The organism is Sphingomonas yabuuchiae (assembly GCF_001477495.1).
GTDB lineage: Bacteria > Pseudomonadota > Alphaproteobacteria > Sphingomonadales > Sphingomonadaceae > Sphingomonas > Sphingomonas yabuuchiae_A.
The window spans coordinates 1-12,761 of the sequence record NZ_LDTF01000064.1; the positions used below are offsets into that span (position 1 = coordinate 1).

Annotated in this window: 11 protein-coding genes; 10 read left to right on the top strand and 1 reads right to left on the bottom strand. The window is 65.5% G+C overall.

The annotated features are described in order from the left end of the window. Window positions 1–423: DUF2459 domain-containing protein (locus NS355_RS11990; RefSeq protein ID WP_244489668.1), on the bottom strand; the 423-nt coding region annotated here is incomplete at its 3' end. A 74-nt stretch (window positions 424–497) separates the two neighbouring features. On the opposite strand from NS355_RS11990, the gene phhA reads away from it, so the two are divergent. From phhA to lpdA, 10 genes are all read left to right on the top strand, one after another. Continuing rightward, a complete protein-coding gene (gene phhA, locus NS355_RS11995; RefSeq protein ID WP_058745934.1) occupies window positions 498–1,367 on the top strand; it encodes a phenylalanine 4-monooxygenase in 870 nt (289 codons plus the stop codon). A 143-nt stretch (window positions 1,368–1,510) separates the two neighbouring features. Beyond that, on the top strand, window positions 1,511–2,086 hold the full coding sequence (locus NS355_RS12000; protein ID WP_058745935.1) for an ATP-dependent Clp protease proteolytic subunit: 576 nt from the start codon (window positions 1,511–1,513) through the stop codon (window positions 2,084–2,086). 110 nt (window positions 2,087–2,196) lie between these two features. Further along, window positions 2,197–2,976 carry a succinate dehydrogenase iron-sulfur subunit gene (locus NS355_RS12005; protein ID WP_042484025.1) on the top strand — a complete coding sequence of 260 codons (780 nt, stop codon included), beginning with the start codon at window positions 2,197–2,199 and terminating at the stop codon, window positions 2,974–2,976. A 213-nt stretch (window positions 2,977–3,189) separates the two neighbouring features. Continuing rightward, window positions 3,190–4,302, top strand: a complete 1,113-nt coding sequence (zapE, locus tag NS355_RS12010) for a cell division protein ZapE (RefSeq protein ID WP_058745936.1) — start codon at window positions 3,190–3,192, stop codon at window positions 4,300–4,302. 132 nt (window positions 4,303–4,434) lie between these two features. Continuing rightward, the gene (mdh, locus tag NS355_RS12015; RefSeq protein ID WP_058745937.1) at window positions 4,435–5,397 is read left to right on the top strand and encodes a malate dehydrogenase; all 963 of its coding nucleotides are present in this window, start codon (window positions 4,435–4,437) and stop codon (window positions 5,395–5,397) included. 54 nt (window positions 5,398–5,451) lie between these two features. Further along, a complete protein-coding gene (locus NS355_RS12020; protein ID WP_058745938.1) occupies window positions 5,452–5,748 on the top strand; it encodes a GIY-YIG nuclease family protein in 297 nt (98 codons plus the stop codon). Between the two features lie 56 nt (window positions 5,749–5,804). Beyond that, entirely contained in the window at window positions 5,805–6,689 is an 885-nt protein-coding gene (sucD, locus tag NS355_RS12025) for a succinate--CoA ligase subunit alpha (RefSeq protein ID WP_042484035.1), read from the top strand. Window positions 6,690–6,819: 130 nt separating this feature from the next. Then, complete coding sequence (locus NS355_RS12030; RefSeq protein ID WP_058745939.1) at window positions 6,820–9,798, top strand: 2-oxoglutarate dehydrogenase E1 component; 2,979 nt, start codon at window positions 6,820–6,822, stop codon at window positions 9,796–9,798. 108 nt (window positions 9,799–9,906) lie between these two features. Further along, on the top strand, window positions 9,907–11,136 hold the full coding sequence (gene odhB / locus NS355_RS12035; RefSeq protein ID WP_058745942.1) for a 2-oxoglutarate dehydrogenase complex dihydrolipoyllysine-residue succinyltransferase: 1,230 nt from the start codon (window positions 9,907–9,909) through the stop codon (window positions 11,134–11,136). 109 nt (window positions 11,137–11,245) lie between these two features. Next, a complete protein-coding gene (lpdA, locus tag NS355_RS12040) occupies window positions 11,246–12,640 on the top strand; it encodes a dihydrolipoyl dehydrogenase (RefSeq protein ID WP_058745940.1) in 1,395 nt (464 codons plus the stop codon). The last annotated feature ends 121 nt before the right edge of the window (window positions 12,641–12,761 follow it).

Here is a 12,761-nt window from a genome sequence, read left to right on the forward strand (position 1 = left end):
GGCCTCGGGCGACAGGCGGATCGCCCGCACATCGTCGCCATTCGCGCGGGGCAGCGGCAGATGATCGACATGGATCAGCGTCCGCTCGCTGCCCAGCGCGGCGTGCAGGATCGTGCCCGGCTTCACGTCACGCCAGTGCGGCGTCTCGCGAAAGAAGCCCGCCTCGCCCCAGCCGATGGCAAGAAAGGGGAAACCCGCAAAGCGCGGGTCGCGCAGGCCCTGCGGCCGCGCCCAGTCGCGCCAGTCCACCCCCGCTGCCTGCTTCGGCACGATGATCGCGGTGTGGATCGCGCTCGACTCGACGAAGATGGTGACGGCATCCGCGCCAGCCTCCGGCATCCGAACGGTCGCTCGCGGGATCGCCCCCAGCGCCAGTCCCAGGAAGAAATAGCCGAACAGGATCAGGCCGATCGCAGCCGCCATCCCCCTTGCAACGCGTCCCGGCCGTCGCCACGATATGGTTTCATTTGTCACCATCATCATGATAGGCTCCGCGAATGGCACAGGATACCCATGTTCTCGCCGCCCCGCCCGAGGGAGCCTCCGCCGACTGGACCATCCCGCAGGGGTGGGAGCATTACACGGCCGAGGACCATGCGACCTGGGATACGTTGTTCGCGCGCCAGTCCAAGCTGCTGCCGGGCCGCGCGTCGGAGGCCTATCTGCGCGGCCTCGACGTGCTCAAGCTTTCGCGGCCGGGCATTCCCGATTTCGAGGAACTGTCCGAACGGCTGATGACGCTGACCGGATGGCAGGTCGTGGCGGTGCCCGGGCTGGTGCCCGACGACGTGTTCTTCGACCACATGGCCAATCGCCGCTTCGTCGCGGGCAATTTCATCCGGCGGCCCGACCAGCTCGACTATCTTCAGGAACCCGACGTTTTCCACGACGTGTTCGGCCATGTGCCGATGCTCGCCGATCCGGTCTTCGCCGATTACCTCGCCGCCTATGGTCGTGGCGGGCAGCGGGCGCTGGGCATGGATGCGCTGAAATATCTGGGGCGGCTCTACTGGTACACGGTCGAGTTCGGGCTGGTGCGCGAGGACGGCGACCTGCGCATCTACGGCGCGGGGATCGTGTCGAGCTATTCGGAAAGCCGCTTCGCGCTGGAGGACCCGAGTCCGAACCGAATCGGCTTCGATCTCGCCCGCGTGATGCGGACGGAATATCGCATCGACGATTTCCAGCAGAATTACTTCGTGATCCCGAGTTACGAGGACTTGCTGCGCACCACGCTGGAGACGGATTTCGCGCCGCTTTACGAGGAGATCAAGGCGTTGCCGGATATTCCCGTGGCGGCGATCGTCGACGGGGACGAGGTGATGACGCGGGGGACGCAGGATTACGCCCGGGCGAAGGGTGGATAGGGATTCCCTTGGGCTTCGACTTCGCTCAGCCTGAACGGGGTTAGAAAAGGCGGCTGGATACAAACTTCCGTTCAGCCTGAGCGAAGTCGAAGGCCACGCCCAAGCCTTCGGAACCTTATCCCGCACCCCCGGTTCGCCATGTCATGCATGACCAGCCCAACAGAGCGGTGAAATACCCGCTGCTCGCCCGCCCGCACATCCAGCTTTACGGCACGGTGGACGAGGTGATGTATGCCGGTTTCAAGGACCAGCTTGCCGCCGCGCCGACCGAAGGGCCGCTGGTCGTATCGATCACCACCCTGGGCGGCGATCCGGAAATGGCGCGGGCCATGGGCGACTCGATCCGGTTGCTGCGCGACTATACCGGGCGCGAGACGCTGTTCCTGGGGAAGGTCGCGGTCTATTCGGCGGGAGCGACCTTCATGTCGGCCTTTCCGGTCGAGACGCGCTTCCTGACGCGCGGCGCGCGCCTGATGCTGCATGAGCGACAGATGTCGGGCTCGATCGACCTGACCGGCCCGCTGACCAGCCTGCCTGCGATCCTGAAGGCCAAGCTGCATGAGATCGAGCAGTCGGTCCTGATCCAGGAGGAGGGCTTCCGCGCCATCGTCAACGGGTCGCAGGTATCGTTCGAGACCTTGCGCGAAAAGGCGACGAGCAACTGGTATATCGACGCCGAGGAAGCGCGCGACCTGGGCCTGGTCCTTGATGTGATCTGAGCCAGCGCCTAAATCGCGCGAAGACATTTGCGACAACCGGCCCTGTCATGTATCGGCTCTGCTAATCCTTTGCCGGTCCCGGGACCGGCCCATCCAGCGGGTTAGAGACCATGGCCGAATTTGCCCTGCCGAAGAACAGCGTCATCAAGAAGGGCGAAACGCATCAGGCGACCACCGGAGGCCGCCTGAAGAAGTTCAAGGTCTATCGCTACGACCCTGATTCGGGTCAGAATCCGCGCTACGACACGTTCGAGGTCGATCTGGACGAATGCGGTCCGATGGTCCTCGACGCGCTCATCAAGATGAAGGCCGAGCAGGACAGCTCGCTGACCTTCCGCCGTTCGTGCCGCGAGGGCATTTGCGGGTCGTGCGCGATGAACATCGACGGTCGCAACGGCCTGGCCTGCACCACCGCGATCGAGGATGTGAAGGGCACGGTCCAGATCACGCCGCTGCCGCATATGGACGTGGTCAAGGACCTGGTCCCCGACTTCACGCACTTCTACGCGCAGTACGCCTCGATCAAGCCGTGGCTTCAGACCGTGTCGCCCGCCCCCTCGGGCAAGGAGCGGCTCCAGTCGCCGGACGACCGCGCCAAGCTCGACGGTCTGTACGAGTGCATCCTGTGCGCCTGCTGCTCGACCTCGTGCCCCAGCTATTGGTGGAACAGCGACAAGTTCCTCGGCCCGGCGATCTTGCTCCAGGCCTATCGCTGGCTGGCCGACAGCCGCGACGAGATGACCGGCGAGCGTCTGGACGAGTTGGAGGATCCCTTCCGCCTGTACCGCTGCCACACGATCATGAACTGCGCGAATGTCTGCCCCAAGGGCCTGAACCCGGCCAAGGCGATCGCCGAGATCAAGAAGATGGAAGCCGAGCGGGTCATCTGATCCGAGCGGTTTTGATGGAAACGGAAAGGGGGTCGGAAACGGCTCCCTTTTTCGTTTCTATCTGGTCCGTTGGCCACCCTCACCCTTTCGGCGCTTAAAGCGCCTCCCTCCCTCTCCCGATGGGAGAGGGAAGGGGCCCGCCCGCATTAGCGGGTGGGAAGGGTGAGGGTGGGACTTGACGCGAGAGAGGGCAGGGCAGACATCGCCCCCAACATGCCCGACATCCTCAATCCCTATCGCCGCCTGGTCTCCGCAGAAGAGCTCCGCCCCGATCCCGAACAGGCCGCCGCCGCCGTCCGGCTCGAGCAGCTGGCGACCGAACTGGAAACCCCGCGCAAGACTGGCCTCTTCGCCCGCCTGACCGGCAAGAGCGCCCCAGCGCCCAAAGGTGTCTATCTCTGGGGCGATGTCGGGCGCGGCAAGTCGATGCTGATGGACCTGTTCTTCGACCATGTGGCGGTCGAGGCCAAGCGCCGCGTCCACTTCGCCGAGTTCATGCTGGAGGTCCACGCCCGCATCGCCACCGAGCGCGCCAAGCAGGCGGGTGACCCGATCGCCCCCGTCGCCGCAGCACTGGCCGAGGAAGTGCGGCTGCTGGCCTTCGACGAGATGATGGTGACGAACAGCCCCGATGCGATGATCCTGTCGCGGCTGTTCACCGCGCTGATCGAGGCGGGGGTGACGATCGTCACCACCTCCAACCGGCCCCCAAAGGACCTCTACAAGAACGGGCTCAACCGCGAGCATTTCCTTCCCTTCATCGCGCTGATCGAGGCGCGGTTGGACGTGCTGGCGCTCAACGGGCCGACCGATTACCGGCGCGACCGGCTGGGGCGGCTGGATACGTGGTTGGTGCCGAATGGACCGAAGGCGACGATGACGCTGTCGGCGGCGTTTTTCCGCCTGACCGACTATCCGGTCGAGGATGCCGCGCACGTACCCTCTGAGGACCTGAAGGTCGGCGGACGCGTCCTGCATGTCCCCAAGGCGCTGAAGGGTGTCGCGGTCTTCTCGTTCAAGCGGCTGTGCGGCGAGGCGCGGGGGGCGGCGGACTATCTGGCGGTCGCGCGGCGTTTCCACACCGTCATCTTGGTCGGCATCCCCAAGCTGGGGCCGGAGAACCGCAACGAGGCGGCGCGCTTCGTCCAGCTGATCGACGCGCTCTACGAACACAAGGTCAAGCTGCTCGCCGCAGCCGACGCCCAGCCCGCCGAACTCTATGAAACCGGCGATGGCCGCTTCGAGTTCGAGCGTACGATCAGCCGATTGGAAGAGATGCGGTCCGAGGAGTATCTGGCCCAGGGCCATGGCTCGGAAGGGGCTTAATCAAGCCTTAATGCACTTGCGAACCATTATCGTTTAAAATCTTAAACTCTGTGGAATAACGGTTGCCCCGACGCCGCAATAGGCGTAGGCCGCGTGACCAATCACGTACGTCCACTACGGAGTAGGATTGGAATGGCTCGCAAGAAGATCGCGCTGATCGGCGCCGGTAATATCGGCGGCACGCTGGCGCACCTCGCCGCGCTCAAGGGGCTGGGCGATATCGTCCTGTTCGACGTCGTCGAGGGTGTTCCGCAGGGCAAGGCGCTCGACCTGTCGCAGTGCGGCCCGGTCGAAGGCTTCGACGCGAATATCAAGGGTTCCAACGACTACGCCGATATCGCGGGCGCCGATGTGATCATCGTCACTGCCGGTGTCGCGCGCAAGCCCGGCATGAGCCGTGACGATCTGCTCGGCATCAACCTGAAGGTGATGAAGGCGGTCGGCGAGGGTATCGCCGCCAACGCGCCCGATGCCTTCGTCATCTGCATCACCAACCCGCTCGACGCGATGGTCTGGGCGCTGCGCGAGTTCTCGGGCCTGCCCGCGAACAAGGTCGTCGGCATGGCCGGCGTGCTCGACTCGGCGCGCTTCTCGCACTTCCTCGCCGAAGAGTTCGGCGTGTCGGTGAAGGACGTGAACACCTTCGTGCTCGGCGGCCACGGCGACACCATGGTCCCGGTCCTGGAATATTCGACCGTCAGCGGCATCCCGGTCAGCGACCTGATCGAGATGGGCTTCTCGACCAAGGAAAAGGTCGACGAGATCGTCAAGCGCACCCGCGGCGGCGGCGGCGAGATCGTCGCGCTGCTCAAGACCGGCTCGGCCTATTACGCGCCCGCCACCAGCGGCATCGCGATGGCCGAGGCGTATCTCTACGACCAGAAGCGCATCCTGCCTGCCGCCGCGCACCTGTCGGGTGAGTATGGCATCGACAACCTCTATGTCGGCGTGCCCGTCGTGATCGGCGCCGGTGGCGTCGAGAAGGTCGTCGAGGTCAAGCTGTCGGACGAGGCGAAGGCCAACCTTCAGGTTTCGGTCGACGCGGTCAAGGAACTGCTCGTCGCCTGCAAGGGCATCGACGAGTCGCTGGCCTGATCCATTCCATTGTGCCCCGGCGAAGGCCGGGGCCCAGTTGGGAAGGCATTCGAGATGGAGCGACCGGGCTATGTCTATATCATGGCCAGCGATCGCAACGGGACGCTCTATCTCGGTGTGACCAGCAACCTCGCCCAGCGCGTGCTTCAGCATCGCGACGGGGTGGTCGCCGGGTTCACGCGAAAGCATCGCTGTCATCGCCTCGTCTGGTTCGAGGCGCATGAGAGCATCGAATCAGCACGGCAGCGCGAGCTGCGGATGAAGGAATGGAAGCGGGCCTGGAAGCTGCGGGAAATCGAAGGGCTCAATCCCGACTGGGATGATCTTTACGACCGGATCGCACTGCCATGACCGTTTCCCCAACTGGGCCCCGGCCTTCGCCGGGGAACAAGAGGAAGAGAAGTTAGATGAGCATCCTCGTCAACAAGAACACCAAGGTCATCACCCAGGGCATGACGGGTGAAACCGGCACGTTCCACACCCAGCAGGCGCTGGCGTACGGCACGCAGATGGTCGGCGGCGTGACGCCGGGCAAGGGCGGCACCGAGCATATCGGCCTGCCGGTCTTCAACACCGTCGCCGAAGCCAAGTCGAAGACGGGCGCGGACGCGTCGGTCATCTACGTGCCGCCGCCCTTCGCGGCCGACTCGATCCTGGAAGCCATCGACGCCGAAATCCCGCTGATCGTCGCGATCACCGAGGGCATTCCGGTCCTCGACATGGTCAAGGTCAAGCGCGCCCTGTCGGGTTCGAAGTCGCGCCTGATCGGTCCGAACTGCCCGGGCGTGCTGACGCCGGGCGAGTGCAAGATCGGCATCATGCCGGGTTCGATCTTCAAGAAGGGCTCGGTCGGCGTCGTGTCGCGCTCTGGTACGCTGACCTATGAGGCGGTGTTCCAGACCTCGAACGCAGGACTCGGCCAGACGACCGCGGTTGGCATCGGCGGCGACCCCGTCAACGGCACCAACTTCATCGACGTGCTGGAGCTGTTCCTGGCCGATGACGAGACCCAGTCGATCATCATGATCGGCGAGATCGGCGGCTCGGCGGAAGAAGAAGCCGCGCAGTTCCTGCGTGACGAAGCCAAGCGCGGTCGCAGCAAGCCGATGGCCGGCTTCATCGCGGGCCGCACCGCGCCTCCGGGCCGTCGCATGGGCCATGCCGGTGCGATCGTGTCGGGCGGCCAGGGCGGCGCCGAGGACAAGATCGCGGCGATGGAAGCGGCCGGGATCAAGGTCGCGGCCAGCCCGTCGGAGCTCGGCTCGACGCTGCTGTCGGTGCTGAACAAGTAAGGCGTATCGCGTCACCCCGGCACACCCGCCGGGGTCCGTGGCGGCAGGCGGGCCGCTCGCGGCTGCGGACCCCAGGCGGATGTGCCGGGGTGGCGATCATGAAGAAGACGGGCGGTCGAGGAAGCGTCTCATGGGCTACGAAGGCCAGGAATTCAGCGACATCGCGGCGGGCGTCAGCCCCGCCTTCATTGAAACGCTCTACGCCAAGTATCAGGCCGACCAGTCGTCGGTCGATGCGGGCTGGCGGACCTTCTTCGAAGGTCTGGAGCAGGGCGTGGGCGCCCCCAGCTGGCAGAACAAGCGCTGGCCGCTGACCTCGACCGACGATCTGACGGCGGGCCTCGACCCGACCCAGATGGAACCGGCCCCCAAGCCCGCCAAGGGTGGCAAGCCCGCCGCCGCACCGGCCGCTGCGGCACCCTCGACCGCCGACATCGTCAAGGCGGCGGGTGACGCGATCCGCGCCCAGCTGCTGATCCGTACCTACAGGGTGCGCGGCCACCTCGCGGCGAACCTCGACCCGCTGGGCCTGTCGGGCCTGCGCGAGCTGCCCGAGGATCTGAAGACCGAATATCACGGCTTCACCGACGCCGATATCGATCGCAAGGTCTACCTCGGCGGCACGATGGGCTTCGAATGGGCGACCGTTCGCGAGCTGGTCGACACGCTGCGCAAGAATTACTGCGGCAATATCGGCCTCGAATATATGCACATCGCGGATGTGGAGGAGCGCCGCTTCCTCCAGGACCGGATGGAAGGCCAGGACAAGGCGATCGACTTCACGGTCGATGGCAAGAAGGCGATCCTGAACAAGGTCATCGAAGCCGAGCAGTGGGAAAAGTTCCTCGGCAAGAAATATGTCGGCACCAAGCGCTTCGGCCTGGACGGTGGCGAGTCGATGATCCCCGCGCTGGAATCGGTCATCAAGTACGGCGGCCAGATGGGCGTGCGCGAGATCGTGTTCGGCATGGCGCATCGCGGCCGGTTGAACGTGCTGGCCAATGTCATGGCCAAGCCGCTGCGCGTGATCTTCCACGAATTCGCCGGTGGTTCGGCCAACCCCGATGACATCGGCGGTTCGGGCGACGTGAAGTATCACCTGGGCACCTCGACCGATCGTGAGTTCGACGGCCACAAGGTCCATATGTCGCTTGTCGCCAACCCCTCGCACCTCGAGGCGGTGAACCCGGTCGTGCTGGGCAAGACCCGCGCGATCCAGACGATCGCGGGCGATCTGGAGGATCACTCGGCCTCGGTGCCGGTGCTGATCCATGGCGACGCGGCGTTCGCCGGGCAGGGCATCGTGTGGGAATGCCTCGGCTTCTCCGGCATCCGTGGCTACAATACGGGCGGCTGCGTCCACTTCATCATCAACAACCAGGTGGGCTTCACCACCAGCCCGCAGTTCGCGCGCTCCTCGCCCTATCCGTCGGATGTGGCCAAGGGCGTCCAGGCGCCGGTCTTCCACGTGAATGGCGACGATCCCGAGGCGGTGACCTTCGCCACCAAGATGGCGATCGAGTTCCGTCAGAAGTTCCACCGCGACATCGTGATCGACATGTGGTGCTATCGCCGCTTCGGTCACAACGAGGGCGACGAGCCGGGCTTCACCCAGCCGCTGATGTACAACAAGATCCGCTCGCACCCCGGTGTCGCCGAGACCTATGCGAAGCGCCTTGTGTCCGAGGGCGTGGTCGATCAGGCATGGGTCGACGAGAATATCAAGCAGTACACCACCCGCTGCGAAGGCGAGTTCGAGGCGGGCGCGAGCTACAAGCCCAACAAGGCGGACTGGTTCGCCGGTCGCTGGTCGGGTCTGTCGGCGCCGAAGGAGACCGACCAGGGTCGCCGCAACGTGGAGACCGGCCTCGACAAGAAGCTGTTCGACGCGATCGGCCGCACGCTGACCACGATCCCCGAAGGGCTTCAGGTCCACAAGACGCTGAACCGCGTGCTCGACGCCAAGCGCCAGATGTTCGCCACCGGCGAGAATTTCGACTGGGCGACCGGCGAGGCGCTGGCCTTCGGTTCGCTGCTGTCGGAAGGTTATGGCGTGCGCCTGTCGGGCCAGGATTCGGGTCGCGGCACCTTCTCGCAGCGTCATGCCGTCTGGGTCGACCAGACCGACGAGCATAAGTACGTTCCGCTCAAGACCGTCGAGCATGGCAGCTTCGAAGTGCTCGACAGCCCGCTGTCCGAGTACGGCGTGCTCGGCTTCGAGTACGGTTACGCACTCGCCGACCCGAAGACTTTGGTCATGTGGGAGGCGCAGTTCGGCGACTTCGTCAACGGCGCGCAGATCATGATCGACCAGTTCATCACGAGCGGTGAGTCCAAGTGGCTGCGCGCCAACGGCCTCGTGATGCTGCTGCCGCATGGCTATGAAGGGCAGGGGCCGGAGCACTCGTCGGCCCGTCCCGAGCGCTTCCTCCAGTCCTGCGCCAACGACAATATCCAGGTTGCGAACTGCACCACCCCGGCCAACTATTTCCACCTGTTGCGCCGCCAGATGCATCGTAACTTCCGCAAGCCACTGATCGTGATGACGCCCAAGTCGCTGCTGCGTCACAAGCTGGCGGTGTCGAAGGCCGAGGACTTCCAGGGCGAGAGCCACTTCCGTCGCCTGTTGTCGGACACCAACGGTGCTGCCGACGAGGCCACGACGCGGCTGGTCCTGTGCACCGGCAAGGTCGCTTACGACCTGATCGAGGCACGCGATGCGGCGGGCGACACGGGCACGCAGATTGTTCGCGTTGAGCAGCTCTATCCGTTCCCGAGCGATGCGCTCGCCAAGCGGATCGCGCGCATGCCGAACCTGCAGGACGTGGTCTGGGCGCAGGAAGAGCCGAAGAACAACGGTTACTGGTTCTTCGTCGAGCCGCTGATCGAGGAGTCGCTGGCGGCCGCCGGTGCGAGCGTGAAGCGGGCGCGTTATGCGGGGCGTGCGGCGGCGGCTTCGCCCGCCACCGGCCTGATGAAGCGCCACACCGCCGAGCAGGGCGCGCTGGTCGCCGATGCGCTGGGCCATAATGTCCGCGAGGAAATCCGCCGGACGCGCGCCGAGGGCAGCAACACCACCGCCAAGCCGACCACGGCGGCGGCGGACTGACTTACCGAGTTCCCCGGTTCGTGATCGAGCCGGGGAGGGATGAAATCTGGCGCGGGCGTTTTGCCCGCCCGCGTAAGAACCCCGGCTCGCCGGGTGGAGGAAATGGAAATGGCGACTGAAGTTCTGGTCCCGGTACTGGGCGAATCGATCTCCGAAGCGACGCTGGGCGAATGGCTGAAGCAGCCGGGTGACGCGGTGGCGGTCGACGAGCCGATCGCGAGCCTGGAGACCGACAAGGTCTCGGTCGAAGTGCCCTCGCCGGTGGCGGGTGTCATGGGCGAGCATGCCGTGAAGGTCGGCGACACGGTGCAGGTCGGCGCGCTGCTGGCGACCGTCGAGGCCGGTGGCGCGGCCCCGGCCAAGACCGAAGCGGCGACCCCGGCCGTGACCGCAGCCCCGGCAGCTGCTCCGGCGCCCGCCGCTGCGCCTGCTGGCGACGAGTCGAGCGAATCGCCCGCAGCACTCTCGCCGTCGGTGCGTCGTGCTGTGCTGGAGCATGGCCTCGACCCCGCGACGATCAAGGGCACCGGCAAGGACGGCCGCATCACCAAGGAAGATGTCGCTGCCGCCGCTGCCAACAAGTCGAGCGCACCGGCTCCGGCCGCTACTGCTCCGGCCGCTGCCCCCGCCAATTCGGCGCGCAAGGAAGAGCGCGTGAAGATGACGCGCCTGCGTCAGACGATCGCCAAGCGCCTGAAGGAAGCGCAGAACACCGCCGCGATGCTGACGACGTTCAACGACGTCGACATGACCGCGGTGATCGAGGCGCGGGCCAAGTATAAGGACCTGTTCGAGAAGAAGCACGGCGTCCGCCTGGGCTTCATGGGCTTCTTCGTGAAGGCCGCGACGATGGCGCTGAAGGACATCCCTTCGGTCAACGCCTCGATCGAGGGCGATGAGATCGTCTATCACGACTATGCCGATATCTCGGTCGCCGTCTCGGCCCCGAACGGCCTGGTCGTGCCGGTCATCCGCGATGCGCAGGACCTGACGGTCGCGGGCATCGAAAAGACGATCGGCGACTTCGGCAAGCGCGCCAAGGACGGCACGCTGAAGATGGACGAGATGAAGGGCGGCACCTTCACCATCTCCAACGGCGGCGTGTTCGGCTCGCTGATGTCGACCCCGATCATCAACCCGCCCCAGTCGGCGGTGCTGGGCCTCCACCGGATCGAGGAGCGCCCGGTCGTCGTCGACGGCCAGATCGTGATCCGTCCGATGATGTACTTGGCGCTGTCCTACGACCACCGCATCATCGACGGCCGCGAGGCGGTGACCTTCCTCGTCGCGCTGAAGAACGCGATCCAGGATCCGACGCGCATCCTGATCGACCTCTGATCGCTTTGTGATCTATACGGGCCCTCGAACGGTCGAGGGTCCGTCCTTGCTGTGACAGGCGGGTGCGCCCGCAGGCTGGACCCCGAGAGCCGGGGAACGGGAGAGACAAATGGCTGAGTATGACTATGACGTCCTGGTGATCGGCGCCGGCCCCGGCGGCTATGTCGCGGCGATCCGCGCGGCGCAGCTGGGCCTGAAGACCGCATGCGCCGAAGCGCGCGAGACGCTGGGCGGCACCTGCCTCAATGTCGGCTGCATCCCGTCCAAGGCACTGCTCCACGCGTCCGAACTGTTCGAGGAAGCATCGCACGGTGCCCTTGCCAAGTTCGGCGTCGAGATCGAGGGTGCCAAGCTCAACCTCGACCAGATGCACGCCGAAAAGGCCAAGGCGGTCGGCGAGCTGACCGGCGGCATCGAGTATCTGTTCAAGAAGAACAAGGTCACCTGGCTGAAGGGCAAGGCCGCGTTCCAGGACTCGAGCACGGTCAAGGTCGGCGACCAGACCGTCACCGCACGCGACATCGTAATCGCGACCGGCTCGGTCGTGACCCCGCTGCCGGGTGTCGAGATCGACCAGAAGGTCGTCGTCGACTCGACCGGCGCGCTGGCGCTGCCCAAGGTGCCGGAACACCTGGTCGTCATCGGCGGCGGCGTGATCGGGCTGGAGCTGGGCTCGGTCTGGCGTCGTCTGGGCGCCAAGGTCACGGTCGTCGAATATCTCGACCAGATCCTGCCGGGCTTCGACGGCGAGGTCCGCAAGGAATCGGCCAAGCTGTTCAAGAAGCAGGGCATGGAACTGAAGACCTCGACCAAGGTGACCGGCGTCACCGTCGAGGGCGACCGCGCTACCGTGTCGGTCGAACCGGCGGCTGGCGGCGCGGCGGAAACGCTGTCGGCCGACGCCGTGCTGGTCGCGATCGGCCGCAAGCCCAACACCGACGGGCTGAGTCTGGAAGCGGCGGGCGTGAAGCTGAACGGCCGTGGCCAGGTCGAGATTGACCATGACTTCGCGACCAATGTCGACGGCGTCTGGGCGATCGGCGACGTGGCGCCGGGCCTGATGCTCGCGCACAAGGCCGAGGACGAGGGCGTCGCGGTGGCGGAGAATATCGCAGGGCAAACCGGCATCGTGAACCACGACGTCATCCCCAGCGTCGTCTACACCATGCCCGAGATCGCCGGTGTCGGCCTGTCGGAAGAAGCCGCCAAGGAGCGTGGCGAGGTCAAGGTCGGCAAGTTCCCCTTCATGGCGAACAGCCGCGCCAAGACCAACCGGGACACCGACGGCTTCGTGAAGGTCATCGCCGACGCCAAGACCGATCGCGTGCTGGGCGTGTGGATCATCTCGTCGCTCGCCGGCACGATGATCGCACAGGCCGCCCAGGCGATGGAGTTCGGCGCGACGTCGGAAGACATCGCCTATACCTGCCACGCGCACCCGACCCATGCCGAGGCGCTCAAGGAAGCCGCCATGGCAGTACAGGGCAAGCCGATCCACATCTGATCGGGCATTACCGGATCAACGAAGGGGGCTGGCATCGCGAGGTGCCCGCCCTTTTTGTTTTGGGCAAAAGAATCCTCCCTGGCACGGGGAGGGGGACCGCCGCGAAGCGGTGGTGGAGGGG